At 76.1% G+C, this 18714-nt stretch carries 19 protein-coding genes; 12 read left to right on the top strand and 7 right to left on the bottom strand.

Annotated elements, in window-relative coordinates; all coding sequences use genetic code 11:
• Nucleotides 1–54: 54 nt before the first annotated feature.
• From EPD83_RS01470 to EPD83_RS01460, 3 genes are all read left to right on the top strand, one after another.
• Nucleotides 55–1503, top strand: a complete 1449-nt coding sequence (locus tag EPD83_RS01470; RefSeq protein ID WP_128365082.1) for an aldehyde dehydrogenase family protein — start codon at nucleotides 55–57, stop codon at nucleotides 1501–1503.
• Entirely contained in the window at nucleotides 1500–2408 is a 909-nt protein-coding gene (locus EPD83_RS01465; RefSeq protein WP_128365084.1) for an aldehyde dehydrogenase family protein, read from the top strand. Before EPD83_RS01470 ends, EPD83_RS01465 begins: the two co-directional genes overlap by 4 nt.
• A gap of 199 nt (nucleotides 2409–2607) precedes the next feature.
• Nucleotides 2608–3837: a glucose-1-phosphate adenylyltransferase family protein gene (locus EPD83_RS01460; RefSeq protein WP_235950282.1), complete on the top strand. Its 1230-nt coding sequence runs from the start codon at nucleotides 2608–2610 to the stop codon at nucleotides 3835–3837.
• 50 nt (nucleotides 3838–3887) lie between these two features.
• Here the strand turns inward: EPD83_RS01460 and EPD83_RS01455 are convergent, their stop codons facing one another.
• Nucleotides 3888–4580, bottom strand: a complete 693-nt coding sequence (locus EPD83_RS01455; protein ID WP_128365085.1) for a helix-turn-helix transcriptional regulator — start codon at nucleotides 4578–4580, stop codon at nucleotides 3888–3890.
• 74 nt (nucleotides 4581–4654) lie between these two features.
• Here EPD83_RS01455 and EPD83_RS01450 point away from each other — a divergent pair, with 74 nt between their 5' ends.
• The 7 genes from EPD83_RS01450 to EPD83_RS01420 are packed head-to-tail and all read left to right on the top strand — an operon-like array spanning nucleotide 4655 to nucleotide 11649.
• The gene (locus EPD83_RS01450) at nucleotides 4655–5398 is read left to right on the top strand and encodes an alpha/beta fold hydrolase (RefSeq protein ID WP_128365087.1); all 744 of its coding nucleotides are present in this window, start codon (nucleotides 4655–4657) and stop codon (nucleotides 5396–5398) included.
• Nucleotides 5399–5435: 37 nt separating this feature from the next.
• The gene (locus EPD83_RS01445; RefSeq protein ID WP_235950281.1) at nucleotides 5436–6071 is read left to right on the top strand and encodes a uridine kinase family protein; all 636 of its coding nucleotides are present in this window, start codon (nucleotides 5436–5438) and stop codon (nucleotides 6069–6071) included.
• A gap of 32 nt (nucleotides 6072–6103) precedes the next feature.
• Nucleotides 6104–7354: a glycerophosphoryl diester phosphodiesterase membrane domain-containing protein gene (locus EPD83_RS01440; RefSeq protein ID WP_128365088.1), complete on the top strand. Its 1251-nt coding sequence runs from the start codon at nucleotides 6104–6106 to the stop codon at nucleotides 7352–7354.
• 5 nt (nucleotides 7355–7359) lie between these two features.
• Nucleotides 7360–8007 carry a DUF4129 domain-containing protein gene (locus tag EPD83_RS01435; protein WP_128365090.1) on the top strand — a complete coding sequence of 216 codons (648 nt, stop codon included), beginning with the start codon at nucleotides 7360–7362 and terminating at the stop codon, nucleotides 8005–8007.
• Nucleotides 8004–9236, top strand: coding sequence for a DUF4350 domain-containing protein (locus tag EPD83_RS01430; protein ID WP_128365091.1), 1233 nt, complete (start codon nucleotides 8004–8006; stop codon nucleotides 9234–9236). The genes EPD83_RS01435 and EPD83_RS01430 overlap by 4 nt, the downstream gene beginning before the upstream one ends.
• Nucleotides 9233–10360 (top strand): AAA family ATPase, encoded by a 1128-nt coding sequence (locus tag EPD83_RS01425; protein WP_205859369.1) that lies wholly within the window; start codon nucleotides 9233–9235, stop codon nucleotides 10358–10360. Before EPD83_RS01430 ends, EPD83_RS01425 begins: the two co-directional genes overlap by 4 nt.
• Nucleotides 10360–11649 carry a DUF58 domain-containing protein gene (locus EPD83_RS01420; RefSeq protein WP_128365093.1) on the top strand — a complete coding sequence of 430 codons (1290 nt, stop codon included), beginning with the start codon at nucleotides 10360–10362 and terminating at the stop codon, nucleotides 11647–11649. Before EPD83_RS01425 ends, EPD83_RS01420 begins: the two co-directional genes overlap by 1 nt.
• Nucleotides 11650–11680: 31 nt before the next feature.
• Here EPD83_RS01420 and EPD83_RS01415 read toward each other — a convergent pair whose 3' ends face one another.
• Nucleotides 11681–12676: a stage II sporulation protein M gene (locus EPD83_RS01415; protein WP_128365094.1), complete on the bottom strand. Its 996-nt coding sequence runs from the start codon at nucleotides 12674–12676 to the stop codon at nucleotides 11681–11683.
• 116 nt (nucleotides 12677–12792) lie between these two features.
• Between EPD83_RS01415 and EPD83_RS01410 the strand changes: the two genes are divergently transcribed.
• Complete coding sequence (locus tag EPD83_RS01410) at nucleotides 12793–13623, top strand: RDD family protein (RefSeq protein ID WP_235950280.1); 831 nt, start codon at nucleotides 12793–12795, stop codon at nucleotides 13621–13623.
• 39 nt (nucleotides 13624–13662) lie between these two features.
• On the opposite strand, the gene EPD83_RS01405 is transcribed toward EPD83_RS01410, so the two are convergent.
• Nucleotides 13663–14745 carry an adenosine deaminase gene (locus EPD83_RS01405; protein WP_128365096.1) on the bottom strand — a complete coding sequence of 361 codons (1083 nt, stop codon included), beginning with the start codon at nucleotides 14743–14745 and terminating at the stop codon, nucleotides 13663–13665.
• Between the two features lie 190 nt (nucleotides 14746–14935).
• Between EPD83_RS01405 and EPD83_RS01400 the strand changes: the two genes are divergently transcribed.
• Nucleotides 14936–15091 (top strand): DUF6131 family protein, encoded by a 156-nt coding sequence (locus EPD83_RS01400; protein WP_164896047.1) that lies wholly within the window; start codon nucleotides 14936–14938, stop codon nucleotides 15089–15091.
• Between the two features lie 97 nt (nucleotides 15092–15188).
• On the opposite strand, the gene EPD83_RS01395 is transcribed toward EPD83_RS01400, so the two are convergent.
• The 4 genes from EPD83_RS01395 to EPD83_RS01380 all read right to left on the bottom strand — a co-directional run bounded on the left by EPD83_RS01395 (nucleotide 15189) and on the right by EPD83_RS01380 (nucleotide 18705).
• Nucleotides 15189–16478, bottom strand: a complete 1290-nt coding sequence (locus EPD83_RS01395; protein WP_128365097.1) for a thymidine phosphorylase — start codon at nucleotides 16476–16478, stop codon at nucleotides 15189–15191.
• A 51-nt stretch (nucleotides 16479–16529) separates the two neighbouring features.
• A complete protein-coding gene (locus tag EPD83_RS01390; protein WP_128365099.1) occupies nucleotides 16530–16937 on the bottom strand; it encodes a cytidine deaminase in 408 nt (135 codons plus the stop codon).
• A complete protein-coding gene (locus tag EPD83_RS01385; RefSeq protein ID WP_128365100.1) occupies nucleotides 16934–18154 on the bottom strand; it encodes an amidohydrolase in 1221 nt (406 codons plus the stop codon). Before EPD83_RS01385 ends, EPD83_RS01390 begins: the two co-directional genes overlap by 4 nt.
• A gap of 71 nt (nucleotides 18155–18225) precedes the next feature.
• Nucleotides 18226–18705 (bottom strand): MarR family transcriptional regulator, encoded by a 480-nt coding sequence (locus EPD83_RS01380; protein ID WP_128365102.1) that lies wholly within the window; start codon nucleotides 18703–18705, stop codon nucleotides 18226–18228.
• Nucleotides 18706–18714 lie beyond the last annotated feature (9 nt).

Raw genomic sequence — 18714 nt, 5'->3', positions numbered from 1 at the left:
GAGCACCCCCCGAGCCCAGCAGACCCCGACGCGGACGGCAGGACAGCAGCGCACATGCCCACCTTCGAGTACGCACCGGCCCCCGAGTCGCGGGCCGTCGTCGACATCGCGAGCAGCCACGGGCTCTTCATCGGCGGCGAGTTCGTCGAGGCCACCGGCGGCACGGCCTTCAAGACCGTCAACCCCGCCACCGAGGAGGTCCTCTCCGAGGTCTCCGAGGCGAGCGCCGACGACGTCGACGCCGCGGTCCGCGCGGCCCGCACCGCCTACACCCGCGTGTGGTCGCGGATGAGCGGCGCCGACCGGGGCAAGTACCTGTACCGCATCGCCCGGATCGTCCAGGAGCGGGCCCGCGAGCTCGCCGTCCTGGAGACCCTCGACAACGGCAAGCCGATCAAGGAGAGCCGCGACGTCGACATCCCCCTCGTCGCGGCGCACTTCTTCTACCACGCGGGCTGGGCCGACAAGCTGTCCTACGCCTCGCTCGGCGAGAACCCGCGGCCGGTGGGCGTCGTCGGGCAGGTCATCCCGTGGAACTTCCCGCTGCTCATGCTCGCGTGGAAGGTCGCGCCCGCCCTGGCGACGGGCAACACCGTCGTCCTCAAGCCGGCCGAGACGACGCCGCTCACCGCGCTGCTCTTCGCCGAGATCTGCCGCCAGGCCGACCTCCCGCCCGGCGTCGTCAACATCGTCACGGGCGCGGGCGCCACCGGCCAGGCGATCGTCGACCACCCCGGCATCGACAAGCTCGCCTTCACCGGGTCCACCGGGGTCGGCAAGATGATCGCCCGCTCCATCGCCGGGACCCGGAAGAGGGCGACCCTGGAGCTCGGCGGCAAGGGCGCGAACATCGTCTTCGACGACGCCGCGATCGACCAGGCCGTCGAGGGCATCGTCACCGGCATCTTCTTCAACCAGGGCCACGTGTGCTGCGCCGGCAGCCGGCTCCTCGTCCAGGAGAACGTCGCCGACGAGGTGCTGCGGCGCCTCAAGCGGCGGCTGGGGACGCTGCGCGTCGGCGACCCGATGGACAAGAACACCGACGTCGGCGCCATCAACAGCAAGGCGCAGCTGGAGCGCATTCAGGCGCTCACCGAGGCCGGGGAGGCCGAGGGCGCCGAGCGCTGGGACTCCGGCTGCGAGCTGCCCGCGCACGGGTACTGGTTCCGGCCGACGGTGTTCTCGGGCGTCGCGCAGACGCACCGGATCGCCCAGGAGGAGATCTTCGGGCCGGTCGTCTCGGTGCTCACCTTCCGCACGCCGGGCGAGGCGGTCGCCAAGGCCAACAACACCCCGTACGGGCTGTCGGCCGGCGTCTGGACCGAGAAGGGCAGCCGCATCCTCTGGATGGCCGACCAGCTGAGGGCCGGGGTCGTGTGGGCCAACACCTTCAACAAGTTCGACCCGACCTCGCCCTTCGGCGGCTACAAGGAGTCCGGCTACGGCCGCGAGGGCGGCCGGCACGGGCTCGAGGCCTACGTGACGACGGGTGGTGGGCAGTGAGCACGCGGGTCGACGTCCGCAAGACGTACAAGCTCTACATCGGGGGCGCGTTCCCCCGGTCCGAGAGCGGCCGCTCCTACGAGGTGCTGGCCGCCCCGACCGGCCGCCGGTCGACCCCGCGCTTCCTCGCCAACGCGGCGCAGGGGTCGCGCAAGGACGCGCGCGACGCCGTCGTCGCGGCCCGCAAGGCCCAGCCCGGGTGGGCGTCGGCCACCGCGTACAACCGCGGGCAGGTGCTGTACCGGGTCGCCGAGGTCATGGAGGGCCGGCGGGCCCAGCTGGTCTCGGACGTCCGCGACTCCGAGGGGCTCACCGCCGCGCGGGCCGAGGCCGTCGTCTCCGCCGCCATCGACCGGTGGGTCTGGTACGCGGGCTGGTCCGACAAGTACGCGCAGGTCCTCGGCGGGCTCAACCCCGTCGCCGGGCCGTACTTCGACATCTCGGCGCCGGAGCCGACGGGCGTCGTCGCCGTGCTCGCCCCGCAGGCGTCCTCCCTCCTCGGGCTGGTGTCCGTGCTCGCGCCGGTCATCGTGTCGGGCAACACCTGCGTCGTGCTCGCGTCGCAGGCGCGGCCGCTGCCGGCCGTCGACCTCGCCGAGTGTCTCGCGACCTCGGACGTGCCGGGCGGGGTCGTCAACGTGGTCACCGGCCGGACCGCCGAGGTCGCGCCGTGGCTCGCGTCGCACCGGGACGTCAACGCCATCGACCTCACCGGCGCCGCGGACGCCGACGGCGTCGACTGGGGCGGGCTCGAGCTGGCCGCCGCCGAGAACCTCAAGCGGGTGCTGCGCCCCGGCGGCACCGGCGCGACGGCGGTCGAGCCGGACTTCGGCCCCACGCCCGACCTCTCGCGCCTGTCGGCGTTCCTCGAGACCAAGACCGTCTGGCACCCCAAGGGCCGCTGACCCCCTCCCCCTCCCCCCGCACTTCCCCGCCCCCGCACTCCCCCACCCCGGCACTCTCCCGCCCGACCCCCGTCGGCAACTTTCTCGCCTGATCCCGGAACCTTCGGGTTCGCGCACCCTCCGAAGGTGCGCGAACCCGAAGGTCGAGGGATCAGGCGAGAAAGTTCGGGTGGGGGGTGGGGTGGGGCACAGTGGGCACGTGCGGTCGACGACGAGGGTCCTCGGAGTGGTCCTGGCCGGTGGTCGGGGCTCGCGGATGGACGTGCTGACGCGGGAGCGGGCCAAGCCGGCGCTGCCGTTCGCCGGGGCCTACCAGCTCGTCGACTTCGCCCTGAGCAACCTCGCCCACAGCGGGATCGCCGACGTGTGGCTCTCGGTGCAGTACCAGGCCGGGACCCTGCACCGACACCTGGCGTCGGGGCGGCCGTGGGACCTGGACCGCACCCGCGGCGGGCTGCGCTGGCTCGTCCCCGAGGAGGGGTCGGCCTCCCCCGCCGTCGAGGGGTTCTCGGCGGGCAACGGCGACGACCTGCACCGCTACGCCGACGAGATCCGCCGTTTCGCCCCGGACGCCGTCGTCGTCATGAGCGCCGACCAGGTGATGGCGCTGGACCTGCGTCCGGTCGTCGAGGACCACCTCGGGCAGGGGAGCGAGTGCACGGTGGTGACGACGGAGGTCACCCGGAGCACGGCGGCGGAGAAGACGGTCGTCAGCACCCGCGGCCGGCGGGTGACGTCGGTGCACCAGAAGCCCGACCGTCCCCGCGGCACCGTCATCGCGGCGGAGGTCTTCGTCTTCGACCCCGACGTGCTCCTGCGCACCCTGGAGGACCTGCGGGCCGAGCTCGCTCCCGGCGACGCCGACGGCAGCACGGGCATCGGCGACTTCGGGGAGCACCTCCTCCCCCGGCTCGTCGACCGCGGCCGGGTGCGCTCCTGGCCGCTGGAGGGCTACTGGGCCGACCTCGGCACCCCGGCGGCCTACCTCGCCGCCCACCGCGACCTGCTCGCCGGACGCGTGGACGCCGTCGGCCGACCGGGCTGGCCGATCCTCACCCGCTGGCCCGAGCGTCCGGCCGCCCGCGTCGAGGCCGGGTCCGAGCTGGCCGACGCCGTCGTCAGCAGCGGGTGCCGCATCGCCGGGACGGTGCGCCGCAGCGTCCTCGGCCCCGGGGTCGTCGTCGAGGCCGGCGCGGTCGTCGAGGACTCCGTGCTCTTCGCCGGCGTCACCGTCGGACGGGACGCCCGGGTGTCGACCGCCGTGCTCGACGACGCCGTGCGGGTCGGCGCCGGCGCGCGGGTCGGCCGCCTCTCGCGGGCCACCCGCGCGGTCGACGGGCACATCTCGCTGCTGGCCCGCGACAGCGTCGTCGGGGCCGGGGTCGTGCTCCCCGCGGGATCCCGGCTGGAGCCGGGGACGTCGGTCTGACCGGCGGGCGCGCCGCGGCGCCCGACGTCGCCCGCCCCGGCGAGGTGCGCTCAGAGGTCGGCGACCGGTCCCGCGGTCTCCGGGGGACGCCCGATCTCGCCGACGTCGTGTCCGGTGCAGGGGGTCCGGGTGGCGACGGCGCGCTCCACGCGCCGCAGGTCGAACCAGCGCACCGCCCGCCGCAGCCGGCACCAGGCGACGAGGTACCAGCGGCCGTGCGCCCACGCGAAGATCATCGGCTCGACCTCGCGGCGCGTCCGCGTCCCCGCGCGGTCGGCGTAGTCGATCCGGACGACGAGCTGGTCCAGCATCGCCGCCTCCAGCGGCGACATCACCCGGCGCGGCGGACCGTCCGGCACGTCCACCCAGACCCGGTCCGCCAGCCGCCGCGCCCGGTGGCGCGTCCCGGGGTCGAGGACGTCGAGGACCTTGCGCACCGCGGCCCGGCCGGCGTCCGCGTACGGCGCGTGCGGCGTCGCCGCCACGGCCGCGGCGAGGGCGACGGCCTGCCCGGGGGTCAGCGTCACCGGCGGCAGGCTCGCCCGCTCGGCGAGGCCGTACCCGCCGCCCGGTCCGGTCCGACCCCACACCGGCAGGCCGGCGGCGGCGAGGGCGGCCAGGTCGCGCTTCACGGTGCGAACGGAGACCCCGAAGTCCTCGGCCAGCCGCTCGGCCGTCCGGCCGCCCGGGCCCGCACGGCGCAGCGACTCGGTGAGGGCGTGGAGTCGTTCGGCGCGGTTCACCCCACGACGATGGCACAGAAAGTGCCACGAATAGTGACACGGGGTCGTCCGGCCGCGGCCTGAGGATGCGAGGCATGGACACCACCACGACCACCTCACCGCTCGTCCTCGTCCCCGGGCATTGGCTCGGCGCCTGGGCCTGGGACGCCGTCCGCGCGGACCTGGAGGACCGCGGCCTCACCGTCCACGCCGTCACCCTGCCGGGTCTCGACCCCGGTGACACCGCTCGCGCCTCGCGCGACCTGGAGGACCAGGCCGCGGCCCTGCTCGCCGTCTGCGAGCAGGCGGCCGGCACCGCCGGGAGCCCGGTGACGCTCGTCGCCCACAGCGGCGCCAACCACCCGGCGACGCTCGTCCTGGACCGGCGGCCGGACCTCGTCGCCCGGGTCGTCTGGGTCGACAGCGGACCGGTGGCGGCGGGCGCCGTCCTCCTCCCCGACCTGCCCGCCGACGTCGTCGAGCTCCCGCTGCCGCCGTTTCCGGACCTCGGCCGGCAGGCGTCGCTGGACGGCCTGGACGAGGCCGCCCTGGCCACCTTCCGCGAGCGCGCCGTCCCCGAGCCCGGCCCGGTGCTGCGCGCTGCCACCCCGCTGACGAACCCCGCCCGTCGGGCCGTCCCGGCCACGCTCGTCTGCTGCTCCCTCGGCGCCGAGCAGGTCCGCGCGATGGCCGCCGCGGGGCATCCGATGATGGCCGAGGTGGCCACCCTCGAGGACGTGGACCTCGTCGACCTCCCCACCGGGCACTGGCCGATGTGGAGCCGGCCGGGTGAGCTCGCCGCCGTCCTCGCCGCCTGCGCCACCGGCGAGGAGGGGTGAGGACGGCGGCCCGCGGGTCGGCCTAGACTGCCCACCCGTGGGTGAGCGGGCGAGGGACGAGGACTCGGCGTCGCGCTCCCCCGACACCGGCCGGGTCGTCGTGCTCGCCGGCCCGAGCGGCGCCGGCAAGTCGCGCCTCGCCGAGCGGCTGCACCGGGCCCGGGGCTGGCCGGTCTTCCGCCTCGACGACTTCTACCGCGACGGCGACGACCCCCGCCTCCCCCGGCGTGCCGACCTCGGCATCGTCGACTGGGACCACCCCGACAGCTGGGACGCCGACCGCGCGGTCGCCGCCCTGGACCAGCTCGTCCGCACCGGCCGCTGCGACACCCCCGTCTACGACCTCGGCCGCAGCCGCGCCGTCGGGAGCCGGGCACTCACCGCGGGCCCGGACGACCTCGTCCTCGCCGAGGGCATCTTCGCCGCCGAGGTCGTCGCCCGTCTGGACGAGGCCGGGCTGCTGCACAGCGCCTGGTGCGTGCACCACCGGCCGGCCGTGACCTTCGCCCGGCGCCTCGCCCGCGACCTGTCCGAGCGCCGCAAGCCGCCCCTGGTCCTCGTCCGCCGCGGCTGGCGCCTCATGCGCGCCGAGCCGGGCATCGTCGCCCGCCAGACGGCCCTGGGCGCCACGGGTTCCCGTGCCTCCGGGGTGGAGCGCACCCTGCTCGGTTAAGGTGGCGCCGTGCTGCACGAGGGGGACCGCCGATGACCGACCAGCCGTGGGTGGCACCCGGCTCGTCCGGCCCCACCGAGCCCGCCCGGCCGGTGTCCGGGCCGCCGTCCGGCGCCCTCCCGCCGCCCGGGTCGGCGCCCCCCGGGTCCGCACCGGGCGGCTACCCGCCGCCGGGCCACCCGCCCGCGGGCTACCCGGCCCCCGGCACCGTCGGCGGCGACGGACCGGGCCACCCGCCCGGCCCACCCGGGCAGCCGGGCCGGCCCTTCGCGCGCATGGACGTCCGCCCCGGGATCATCGCCCTGCGCCCGCTCACCCTCGGCGACCTCTACAGCGGCGTCTTCACGACCGTGCGCGGCAACCCCGGCGCCACGATCGGCCTCGCGGCGGTGACGACCTTCGTCTTCCTCCTGCCGACGACGGCGCTCGGCGCGTGGCTGTCCGGGCAGAGCAGCTTCGACATCTTCGACGGCTCCGCCGCCGCCTCCGACACCCTCCCGAGTGGTCTGGGCCTCGGCCTGCTCGGCCTCTACCTCCCCGCGCTCGGACAGTTCTTCTCCCAGATCCTCCTCGCCGGCTTCCTGGCCTGGGTCGTCGGCCAGGCGGTGCTCGGGCGCAAGGTGACGATGGGGCAGACCTGGCAGGGCACCCGCGGCGTGGTGCTGCGGATGATCGGCGCGGTCCTCGTGACGATGCTCGCGTCCCTGCTCATCGCCGTGGTGTGCCTCGGCGTGCCCATCGCCATCGCGGTCTACGCCGACTCGGCGGGCGCCGGCGGGCGGGGCCTGGTCATCGGCCTCGTCGCCCTCGGGGTCCTGCTCTGGATCCTCGTCGCGTTCGTCGTCCTCGTCCGCTGGACCTTCGCCACGCCCGCGATCGTCCTCGAGCGGCTCGGGGTCCTCGCCTCGCTGCGCCGCTCGTGGTCCCTCGTCGGCGGCCCGCTCACGGGCGCGTTCTGGCGGGTGTTCGGGATCCGCCTGCTCACCGGGGTCATCGTCGGCATCGCGGCCGCCGTCGTCACCATCCCCATCAGCCTCCTCCTCACCCTCGGTGCCACGGCCTTCCTCGGCGACGACCCGACCGGCTCGGCGTTCCTCGTCCTCCAGACCGTCATCTCCGGCATCACCGGGCTCGTCACCGGCGCCCTCGCGACCCCCTTCAGCTCCGGCGTCGACGCCCTGCTCTACGTCGACCTGCGCATCCGCCGCGAGGGTCTCGACGTCCGCCTCATCCGTGCGGCGCAGGGGGCGGCCGAGCCCCCGTGGCCGGTCGTCGGCGCCTGAGCGGCGTGTCGGTCCTCCCCGCCCTGGTCCGGGACGCCCCGCTGGACCCGTCGTCCGACGAGGCACGCCGCTGGCTGGAGCAGGAGCTGACGAGCCCGCGCTACCACGAGCAGCCCGGCCTCCTCGACCGCTTCCGCGAGCTCGTCGAGCGGCTGCTGGACAGCGGCCCGCGCACCGGCCTGCCCTCGGTCTTCGTCCCGATCGCCGTCGGGCTCGTCCTCGCCGTGCTGGCCCTCGTGCTCGTCCGGGTGCTGCGCCGCGACGTCGGCGAGTCCGGCAGCGGCCGGGGGCGTGGCGTGCTCGACGTCCCGGACGTGCCCGCGGCCACGCTGCGCCGCCAGGCGCGTGACGCGCTGGACCGGGGCGACTGGGACACCGCCGTGCTCGACGGGCTGCGGGCCGTCGCCCGCGGCGCCGTCGAACGGGTGATCGTCGACGACGCCCCCGGCCGCACCGCCCACGAGGTCGCGGTGACGCTGGCCACGCCCTTCCCCGGCGAGGACGCCGCGCTCATCGCCGCCGCGGACGCCTTCGACGCCGTCCGGTACGGCGAGCGGCACGCGACGGCCGAGCAGGCCCGCGGCGTCGTCGCCCTCGAGGAGCGCGTCGCCGCCGCCCGGCCCGACCGGCCCCGCACGGGGGCGAGCGCATGACGGCCCCGGCCCCGACGGCCGCCCCGGAGGCGACGCGCTCCCCGGCCTCCGGCGCCTCGCCGTCGGCGGTGCGCCGGGTGCGCGGCGTCGCCCTCTGGGTGGTCGCGGTGGTGCTCGGTGGCGTCCTCATCGCCCTCGCCGCCGGCTCCTCTCCCCCCGACGACTACCTCCACCCGGACGGCACCGGCCAGGGCGGCACCCGCGCCCTCGTCGAGGTGCTGCGCGACCAGGGCATCGACGTCGAGGTCGCCGGCACCGCGCAGGAGGCGATCGACGCCGCCGGCGACGGGTCCGGGACGACGGTGGTCGTCGGCAACTCCAGCCTGCTCGGCTCCACCGCCGCTCGGCGGCTGCTCGCCTCGACCCGCGGCGCCGACCGCGTCGTCTTCCTCGACGGCGCCCCGGACGTCCTGCCCGAGCTCGACCTCGGCGTCACCGCGACCCGCTCCGGCGACGAGGTCTCCGCCGCCGACTGCCGGGTCCCGTGGGTCCAGGACGGCGACACCGTCGCCCGCTGGTCCTGGGTGTTCGGCCCCAGCGGAGACCGGCTGCCCGCCGGGTCGGTCGGCTGCTACCCGGCCGCCCCCGACGGGCCCGGGTCCCCGCGGCTGTGGGCCGCGGTCGACCTGCCGGCCTCCCCCGCGCACGCCCCGGTCACCCTCGTCGGCTTCCCCGACGCCGCGACGAACCGCTTCGTCACCGAGGCCGACCACGCGGGCCTCGTCGTCCGGCTCCTCGGCGCCTCGCCCCGGCTCGTCTGGTACCACCCGACCGCCGACGACCTCACCGAGAACCCGACCCCCGCCGACGAGGGCGCGGTGTGGCCCTCGTGGCTCGGGCTCGTGGTCTGGCTCGGCGCCCTGGCCTTCCTCGCCTTCGCCGTCGCCCGCGGCCGCCGGCTCGGCCGGCTCGTCCCGGAGCCGCTGCCCGTCGTCGTCCGGGCCACCGAGACCACCGAGAGCCGCGCCGAGCTCTACCGCGCCGCCCGGGCCGACGCGCGGGCCGCGGCCGTCCTGCGGCACGCCACCCGGACCCGGCTCGCCGCCCGGCTGGGACTCCCGCCCGGCGGCGGTCTCCCCGAGCTCGTCGCCGCCGTCTCCGACGCCACCGGCGTCCCGGCCACCGAGCTCGACGCCCTCCTGCGGGACGCCCCGCCCCAGGACGAGGCCGCCCTCGTCCGCACCGCCCAGCAGCTCGCCCACCTCGAGGAGAAGGTCCGCACGCCATGACCGACACGCCCCCCACCCCGGACGAGCGGCCAGGGACGCCCGAGCCCGCGGGGTCCTCCCCGCCCACCGAGCCGGTCCCGACCGCCGCCCCCGCCGAGCCCGGCCCACCGGCACCCGCCCGCCCCGAGGACGAGCGCCCCGCCTCCGCCGGCCGCTCCACCCCGCAGCCCCAGGCGGCCGACGCCCGCGAGGCGCTGGTCGCCGTCCGCGACGAGGTCGGCAAGGCCGTCGTCGGCCAGGGCGCCGCGGTCGCGGGGATGCTCGTCGCGCTGCTCTGCCGCGGCCACATCCTCCTCGAGGGCGTGCCCGGCGTCGCCAAGACCCTCCTCGTCCGCTCGCTCGCGGCCTCCCTCGACGTCGGCACCAAGCGCGTCCAGTTCACGCCCGACCTCATGCCCGGCGACCTCACCGGCTCGCTCGTCTTCGACGCCCGGGACGGCGAGTTCGAGTTCCGCCCGGGGCCGGTCTTCACCAACCTGCTGCTCGCCGACGAGATCAACCGGACGCCGCCGAAGACCCAGTCCGCCCTGCTGGAGGCCATGGAGGAGCGGCAGGTGACCGTCGACGGCACCCCGCACGGGCTCCCCGGGCCCTTCCTCGTCGCCGCCACCCAGAACCCCGTCGAGTACGAGGGCACCTACCCGCTGCCCGAGGCCCAGCTCGACCGGTTCCTGCTCAAGGTCGTCCTGCCCGTGCCCGAGCGCGACGACGAGCTCGCCGTCCTGCGCCGGCACGCGTCCGGCTTCGACCCCCGCGACCTCGCCGCGGCCGGCCTGCGCGCCGTCGCCTCCGCGGCCGACATCGACGCCGGAGCCGCCGCGGTCCGCCAGGTGCAGGTGTCCGACGCCGTTCTCGGCTACGTCGTCGACCTGGCCCGGGCCACGCGCACCTCGCCGTCCCTGGCCCTCGGGGTCTCCCCGCGCGGCGCCACCGCGCTGCTCGCGACGAGCCGCGCCTGGGCCTGGCTGAGCGGACGCGGCTACGTGACGCCGGACGACGTCAAGGCCCTGGCCGTCGCGACCCTCGCGCACCGCCTCATGCTCCGTCCGGAGGCCGAGCTCGAGGGCACGTCGGTGACCTCCGTGCTGCACAGCGTCCTGTCCTCGGTGCCCGTGCCCCGCTGATGACCCTGACGACGCGCGCCGCGGCGCTGCTCCTCCTCGGGGTCGTCCCCGTCGTGCTGCGGCCGGCGGGGTCGACGCTGTGGGCGTGGCTGCTGCTGTGGGTGCTCGCCGTGGGCGCCGACCTGCTCCTGGCCGCCGCGCCCGGGGGGCTGCGGCTGACCCGCGAGGGCGCCGACCAGGTCCGGCTCGGCGAGCGGGCGAGCACCTCGCTCGTCGTCGAGAACACCGGCCGCCGCCGCGCCCGCGGGCTGCTCCGCGACGGCTGGCCCCCCTCCGCCGGCGCCACCCCGGCCCGGCACCCGCTGGACGTGCCGCCCGGTGAGCGCCGCCGGGTGACGACCGCCCTCGTCCCGACGCGCCGCGGCGACCGGGCGGCGGACCGCGTCACCGTGCGGCTCCTCGGTCCGCTGCGCCTCGCGGCCCGCCAGCGCAGCGTCGAGGTCCCGGGGCGCCTGCGGGTCCTGCACCCCTTCCCCTCGCGCCGGCACCTGCCGAGCCGGCTCGCCGTGCTCCGGCAGCTCGACGGGCGTGCCGCCGTCCGGGTGCGGGGCCAGGGCACCGAGTTCGACAGCCTGCGCGACTACGTCGACGGCGACGACGTCCGCTCCATCGACTGGCGCGCCACCGCCCGGCGGCGTGACCTCGTCGTGCGGACCTGGCAGCCGGAGCAGCACCGCCGCATCGTCGTCGTCGTCGACACCGGCCGCACGAGCGCCGGCCGGGTCGACGACGCACCCCGGCTCGACGCCGCGATGGACGCCGCTCTCCTGCTCACCGCCCTCGCCGGGCACGCCCGCGACCGGGTCCAGGTGCTGGCCGGCGACCGCGCCGTGCGGGCCCGCATCACCGGCTCGGACCGGGCCACCCTGCTGCACGACGTCATCAGCACCCTGGCGCCGGTGGACCCGCAGGTCGTCGAGACCGACTGGAGCGTGCTCGCGGCCGAGGTCGCGCGCTCGTCGCACCGCTCGCTCGTCGTGCTCCTCACGCCGCTGGAGCCCGCCGCGGTCGAGGAGGGCCTGCTCCCGGTCCTGCCCGCCCTCGTCGCCCACCACCGGGTCGTCGTCGCGTCGGTCTCCGACCCGGCCCTGGCCCGGATGCGGACGGCGCGCGACGGGTCCGAGCAGGTGTGGGCCGCCGCCGCCGCCGAGCGCACGACGGCGCTGCGCGAGGCCGCGGCCGGCGCCCTCGGCCGGCTCGGCGTCGACGTCCTCGACGCGCCCCCGGACGAGCTGCCCGTGCGGCTGGCCGACCACTACCTCGCGCTGAAGCGCCAGGGCCTGCTCTGACCGGACCCGGGTCCGGGGCGGCCTTGTCCCTTCAGGCCGCGACGGGGACGACGTCGCCGGAGTCGCGCCGCGTGACGTCGCCGGTGACGCCCCGGGCCGCGGCCGACCGGCCGACGACGAAGACGTAGAGGACGAACGCGGTCTCGGCGAGGACGCCGATGGCGATCCGGGCCCAGGTCGGCAGCCCGGACGGGGTGACGAAGCCCTCGATGACTCCGCTGACGAACAGCACGGCGACCAGCCCGAGCGCGATCCCGACCGAGGTGCGGGCCTCGCGGGCCAGGGACCGCCCACGGGGCACGGGTCCGGGGCTCAGCCAGGCCCAGAAGATGCGCAGGCCGGCGGCGCCGGCGACGAAGATGGCCGTGAGCTCGAGCAGCCCGTGCGGGAGGATGAGGCCGAAGAACAGCGCCGTCCGCCCGTGGTAGGCCATGAGGGCCCCGGCGACACCGACGTTGACGACGTTGCTCGCGAGGATGAACACGACGGGCAGCCCGAGGACGCCCAGCGCGATGCACAGCGCCGCCACCCAGGCGTTGTTCGTCCACACCAGGCCGGTGAAGTCCAGGTGCGCGTACTCGGAGTAGTACTGCTCGAAGTCGGTGCCGACGAACTGCTGGATCTGCTCCGGGGTCATCTGCGAGGTCCACACCCGCGGGTTCCGGTAGGCGTACCAGCCGACGACGAACGCGAACGCGACGTTGACGAGCGCCACGGAGACCCACCACCAGCGCAGCCGGTACAGGGCCGCGGGGAAGGTCGCCGTGAAGAACCCGGTGAAGGAGCGCCAGGAGGCCGTCCGGCGGCCCGCCGTCGCCAGGCGGGCGCGGGCCAGCAGCGAGGACAGGTACGCGACGACCCCCGGGTCGGGGCTCGCCGACCGGACGACGGACAGGTGCGTGGAGGTCCGCTGGTAGAGGTCGAGCAGCTCGTCGGCCTCGGAGCCGGTGAGCCGGCGCCGCCCGACGAGCTCCTCGAGCCGGCGCCACTGGGCGCTGTGCGCGGCGACGTACGCGTCGAGGTCCACGGGTCCAGCCTAGGAGACGACCGGCGGCCGCGAGGGCACACCCGCCCGGACCGGGCGCCGGACCTCACCGGCCGGACCGGCCGCCGCGGCGGATGGAGCGCGGCTAGCCTGGCCCGGTGAGCGAGTACGGGGGTCCGGCGTCCTACCGGGCCTACGCGTCCGAGGACGTCGTCACCGGGGAGGGCGTGGCCGTCGAGCTGCCCGTGGCCGGGACGATGCACCGGGCCGGGAGCGGGCTGGTCGACCTCGTCGTGGCCCTGGCCCTCCTCGTCGGCGTCACCTGGGGCGTCGGGTACCTCGTCCAGAACGCCTCGGACGCGGTCGGCACGGCCGTGGGGCTCGTCGGGTTCGTCCTCGTCGCCGTCGCCTTCCCGGCCGCGGTCGAGACCGTCACCCGCGGCCGCACCCTCGGCAAGCTCGTCTTCGGGCTCCGGGCGGTCCGCGACGACGGCGGGCCCATCACCTCGCGGCACGCCATCACCCGGGCGCTCGTCGGGTTCGTCGAGATCTACAGCATGCTCGGGGTGCCGGCGCTCGTGACGTCGGCGGTCAACGGCCGCAGCAAGCGCCTCGGCGACCTCGCGGCGGGGACGTACGTCGTCTCCACCCGGGCCCGGCTCCAGCTGCCGCGGCCGCCGCAGATGCCGCCGCCGCTCGCGGCGTGGGCCTCCGCGGCCGACGTCACCGCGCTGCCGTCGGGGCTCACCGTCGCCATCCGGCAATTCCTCGCCCGGGCCGCCACCCTGTCCCCGGAGGCCCGGGTGCCGATGGCCGTCCAGCTCCTGCGCGAGACGATGACCCATGTCGCCCCCGAGCCGCCACCCGGCTACCACCCCGAGTACGTGCTGGCCGCCGTCGTCGCCGAGCGCCGGCGCCGCGACTCCGCCCGGCTCGCCCGCGACCAGGCGCTGCGCGACCGCCTCGTCGCCCCCGACCCCCTCCCCTGACCCCGACGAGTGCGCGGGCCGGGCCGCGCTGTGGGACGGTCAGGCGCCGAGGGCGGCGTAGCCGGGCTTGACGACGTGGTCGATGAGCTCGAGCCGCTCGTCGAAGGGGAGGAACGCGGACTTCAGCGCGTTGATCGTCACCCAGCGCAGGTCCTCCAGGCTCCAGCCGGCCTCGTCGACGAGCAGCTGCATCTCCCGGGTCATCGACGTCCCGGACATCAGCCGGTTGTCGGTGTTGACCGTCACCCGGAAACGCAGGTCCTTGAGCAGCGTGATCGGGTGCCCGGCGACGGACGCCGCGGCGCCGGTCTGCACGTTCGAGCTCGGGCACATCTCCAGCGGGATGCGGCGGTCGCGGACGTAGGCCGCGAGCAGCCCGAGCCGCGGGGCGTCACCGCCGGTGTCCACGTCGTCGACGATCCGCACGCCGTGTCCCAGCCGGTCGGCGCCGCACCACTGCAGCGCCTCCCAGATGCTCGGCAGCCCGAAGGCCTCGCCGGCGTGGATGGTGAAGTGCGCGTTCTCGCGGCGCAGGTACTCGAAGGCGTCGAGGTGGCGGGTGGGCGGGAAGCCGGCCTCGGCGCCGGCGATGTCGAAGCCGGCGACGCCGCGGTCCCGGTAGGCGACGGCGAGCTCGGCGATCTCCCGGCCGTTCGCCGCGTGCCGCATGGCCGTGAGCAGCGAGCGGACCCGGATCGGCGTCCCGGCGGCGGCCGCCTCGGCCTCCCCGGCGCGGCACCCCGCGAGGACGGCCTCGACGACCTGCGGCAGCGTGAGCCCCCGCTCGATGTGCAGCTCGGGGGCGAAGCGCGACTCCGCGTACACGACCCCGTCGGCGGCGAGGTCGAGGGTGCACTCGCGCGCGACCCGGGCCAGCTGCTCCTCGGTCTGCATGACGGCCACGGTGTGCGAGAACGTCTCGAGGTAGCGCTCCAGCGACCCGGAGTCGGCGGCGTCGCGGAACCAGGTGCCGAGCGCGGCGGCGTCGGTGGTCGGCAGGCCCTCGTAGCCGCAGTCCCGCGCGAGCTCGACGACCGTGGCCGGCCGCAGCCCCCCGTCGAGGTGGTCGTGCAGCAGCGCCTTGGGGGCCCGGCGGACGACCTCGGCGCTCGGCGGGGTCATCGCCCGCGCCCCCCGTCGACCCGTCGGGAGGAGGCGGTCAGCGGTTCGGCGAGCACACCGCGCACCCTACCGAGCCCACCCCGAGCGGCCGTCCCGCCCGCCTTCGGCGGCAAACCGCCGTGCGTAATGGGGTTCGCGCCCTCTCCGACGGGGTAGGTTAGACAAGGCATCGACAAAAGGAGCAGCCAGCGTGATCATCCTCGGAGTAATCCTTCTCGTCATCGGCCTCGTGGCCGGCATCTCCATCCTCACGACGATCGGGATCATCCTCATCGTCGTCGGAGCGATCCTCGCGATCCTCGGGTCCACCGGCCGCGCGATCGGCGGACGCAACCACTGGTTCTGAGCCACCAGCGTCACCGACGCCGCCCCCGCCATCGGCGGGGGCGGCGTCGTCTCGTCGGGCGGGCCCTCCCGTGAGCGTGCCCGGCCCGTGACCCGGGTCAGGCGATGCGGTCGATGACGACCGAGCCGGCGGCGGGACGCGACCCCTCGGGACCGACGGCGAGGGCGTCCGCCAGCGCGGCCTTCGCCCGCTCGAACCGCTCGGGGGTGTCGGTGTGCAGGGTCATGACGCGCTCCCCCGCCCGCACCGTCGCCCCGGGCCTGACGTGCAGCTCGACGCCCGCGGCCGCCTGCACCGGGTCCTCCTTGCGGGCCCGGCCGGCGCCGAGCCGCCACGCCGCGACCCCGACGGCGTAGGCGTCCAGGCCGGTGACGACGCCGTCGGCCGGGGCGAGGACCTCCTCGGTGTGCCGCGCCGTCGGCAGCTCCGCGTCCGGGTCGCCACCCTGCGCGGCGACCATCCGCCGCCAGACGTCCATGGCCCGCCCGTCGGTGAGCGCGGCGCGCACGTCCTGCCCCCCGCGCCCGGCGGCCGCGAGCATCTCCTCGGCCAGTCGCACGGTGAGCTCGACGACGTCCTCCGGCCCGCCGCCGGCGAGCACCTCGACGGACTCGCGCACCTCGAGGGCGTTGCCCGCGGTGAGGCCGAGCGGGGTGGACATGTCGGTGATGAGCGCGACCGTCCGCACCCCGGCGTCGGTGCCGAGGTCGACCATGGTGCGGGCGAGCTCGGTGGCGTCCTCGGGGGTCTTCATGAACGCGCCGCTGCCGACCTTGACGTCGAGGACGAGCGCGCCGGTGCCCTCGGCGATCTTCTTGCTCATGATCGAGGAGGCGATGAGCGGGATGGACTCGACCGTGCCGGTGACGTCGCGCAGGGCGTAGAGCTTCTTGTCGGCCGGGGCGAGCCCCGAGCCCGCCGCGCAGACGACGGCGCCGACGTCCTCGAGCTGACGCATGAGCGCGTCGTTGTCCAGCGACGCCTGCCACCCCGGGATCGACTCCAGCTTGTCCAGCGTGCCGCCGGTGTGCCCGAGGCCCCGGCCGGACAGCTGCGGGACCGCGACGTCGAAGACGGCGACGAGGGGGGCCAGCGGCAGGGTGATCTTGTCGCCCACGCCGCCGGTCGAGTGCTTGTCGGCGGTGGGACGGCTGAGACCGGAGAAGTCCATGCGCTCGCCGCTGGCGATCATCGCCGCCGTCCACGTCGCGATCTCGCGCCGGGTCATCCCGTTGAGGAGGACGGCCATGGCCAGCGCGCTCATCTGCTCCTCGGCGACCGCCCCGCGGGTGTAGGCGTCCAGCACCCAGCGGATCTCGTCGTCGGACAGCTCGCGGCGGTCCCGCTTGGCGCTGATGACGTCCACGGCGTCGAAGGCTTCGCTCACGCGGCCCATCATGGCAGCCGGCCCACGCCGCGGCCGCCCGGGTCGACGAGGTCAGGGACGGTGGGTGACGAGGTCCTCGGGGCCGAAGGCCTGCGGCAGGACCTCGCGCATCGGCAGGTCGCCCTCGGGCGTGCGCAGCACGGTGTCCGGGGTGCCGTTCTCCCAGAGCAGCTGGCGGCAGCGGCCGCAGGGCATGAGGGTCTCGCCCCGCCCGTCGACGCACCACACGGCGACGAGCCTCCCGCCGCCGGTCGCGTGCAAGGACGAGACCATGCCGCACTCGGCGCACAGGGTCACGCCGTAGCCGGCGTTCTCGACGTTGCAGCCGGCGACGACCCGTCCGTCGTCGACGAGCCCGGCGACCCCCACCGGGAACTCGCTGTAGGGGCAGTACGCGCGCTCGGTCATCCGGACGGCCTCGGCGTGCAGCGCGTCCCAGTCGACGGCGGGGCCGCTCACGACCGGCTCCCCTCGGTGGCCACGCGGAGGGCGTCGAGGCCGCGGACGACGGCGGCGGTGGCGAGCAGCCTGGCGCCGAGCGGGACGGCCCGCTCGTCGACGACGAGGTCGCCCTGGTGCAGGTCGTAGGTCGGGCCGCCCGGGGTGCGCGTCCCGAGCCGGGCCATCGCCCCGGTGCAGTGCGCGAGGTACCAGGCGAAGTCCTCGCCCCCGAGGGACTGCGAGGTCGGGACGGGGGTCACCCGCCCGGCCAGCGCCGCGCGGCGCAGGGCGGAGATGCCGTCGGCGGTGTTGACGACCGGGGGGACGCCCTTGAGCCGCTCGACCTTGGCCTGCACGCCGTAGGGCTGGACGACGCCCATGACGATCTCCTCGAGCAGGGGTCCGACGGTGAGCCAGGACTCGGCGTCGAGCATCCGCAGCGTGCCGCGGCAGTCGCCGGTGGACGGGATGACGTTGGCGACGCGGCCCGCCTGCACCGTGCCCCAGACGAGCGCGGCCCCGGTGCGCGGGTCGAGCCGGCGGCCGAGCGCGGCGGGGACGTCGGTGACGACCTTGGCCAGGGCGAAGACGAGGTCCTCGGTGAGCTGGGGTCGTGAGGTGTGGCCGCCGCGGCCGTGCAGCGAGACATGGATCTGGTCGGCGGCCGCGGTGAGCGCGCCCTCGCGCAGACCGACCTGGCCGACGTCGATGCTCGGGTCGCAGTGGACGGCGAAGATGCAGTCGACCCCGTCGAGGACGCCGGCGGTGATGGCGTCGAGCGCGCCGCCGGGCATGACCTCCTCGGCGGCCTGGAAGACCGCCCGGACCGCGATGCCCCGCTCGGCGAGCGCGGCGTCGACCGTCTGGAGCGCGAGGACGGCGCCGACGAGCGCCGTCGTGTGCACGTCGTGGCCGCAGGCGTGGCAGACGCCGGTGACGGTGGAGGTGTACTCCAGGCCCGAGCGCTCCCGGACGGGGAGGGCGTCCATGTCGGCGCGCAGGGCCACGCGGTAGGCGGGCTCGGGCGCCCCGAGGTCGGCGACGACGCCGGTCCCGGGCAGCATCCGGACCGCGACGCCGGCGGCGTCGAGGCGTCGGGCGACGCTCTCGGTCGTGCGCGTCTCCTCGCGGGACAGCTCGGGGTGGGCGTGCAGGTCCCGTCGAAGGTCGATGAGTCCTGGTGACAGCGAGGTGATGCGCTCGCCGAGCGCGGCGAGGAGGGCATCGTCGTTCATCAGAGGCACGAGTCTACCGCCGGGCGACCACGGCCCGGACCGGGACGCGGGGACGCCCGGCCGCCGCGGGGTCAGCGCCGCGCCTTGTGCTCCTCCCAGCGGGCCGCGATGCCGTCCATCTCGGCGCTGATGAACTCCAGGAACTCCACCGACAGCTGCATCCGCTCCCCGGCCCGGGTACCGGCCCCCACCCGGTCCCGCGCGGCGAGGAGGGCGGCGAGGATCGGTGCGTAGATCTGGTCCTTCTGCATGAGCACGTCGTGCCAGGCGTCGTCCTGGACGACGTAGACGTCGCGCCGGGTCCCGCGGGCGCGCTCGCGGCGGATCATCCGCACCTGGGCCAGGTAGCGCACCGCCCCGGACACCGCCGCCGGGCTGACGTCGAGCAGGGTGACGAGGTCGGCGGAGGTGAGGCGGCCGTCCTCGGTGGCCAGCAGCGCGGCGAACACCCGCGAGGGCTGGAGCGGCAGCCCGGCCGCCGCGAGCCCCGCACCCAGCCGGTCGACGGCGTCGGCGGGCGGGCGCACGTCGTCGGCGTCCGGGCGGGTCATGCGCGTGAC

It is taken from the genome of Phycicoccus flavus (genome assembly GCF_004025965.2).
In the GTDB taxonomy this organism is placed as follows: Bacteria; Actinomycetota; Actinomycetes; order Actinomycetales; family Dermatophilaceae; genus Phycicoccus; species Phycicoccus flavus.
Note: the sequence above shows the minus strand (reverse complement) of the source record. Positions and strands in the feature narration are given on the sequence as shown.

Bases quoted from the DNA above. Each gene is read 5' to 3' on its own strand.
- EPD83_RS01470 (WP_128365082.1), top strand. From the start codon at position 55: ATGCCCACCTTCGAGTACGCACCGGCCCCCGAGTCGCGGGCCGTCGTC.
- EPD83_RS01450 (WP_128365087.1), top strand. From the start codon at position 4,655: ATGGACACCACCACGACCACCTCACCGCTCGTCCTCGTCCCCGGGCAT.
- EPD83_RS01440 (WP_128365088.1), top strand. From the start codon at position 6,104: ATGACCGACCAGCCGTGGGTGGCACCCGGCTCGTCCGGCCCCACCGAG.
- EPD83_RS01430 (WP_128365091.1), top strand. From the start codon at position 8,004: ATGACGGCCCCGGCCCCGACGGCCGCCCCGGAGGCGACGCGCTCCCCG.
- EPD83_RS01425 (WP_205859369.1), top strand. From the start codon at position 9,233: ATGACCGACACGCCCCCCACCCCGGACGAGCGGCCAGGGACGCCCGAG.
- EPD83_RS01420 (WP_128365093.1), top strand. From the start codon at position 10,360: ATGACCCTGACGACGCGCGCCGCGGCGCTGCTCCTCCTCGGGGTCGTC.
- EPD83_RS01405 (WP_128365096.1), bottom strand. From the start codon at position 14,745: ATGACCCCGCCGAGCGCCGAGGTCGTCCGCCGGGCCCCCAAGGCGCTG.
- EPD83_RS01385 (WP_128365100.1), bottom strand. From the start codon at position 18,154: ATGAACGACGATGCCCTCCTCGCCGCGCTCGGCGAGCGCATCACCTCG.
- EPD83_RS01380 (WP_128365102.1), bottom strand. From the start codon at position 18,705: ATGACCCGCCCGGACGCCGACGACGTGCGCCCGCCCGCCGACGCCGTC.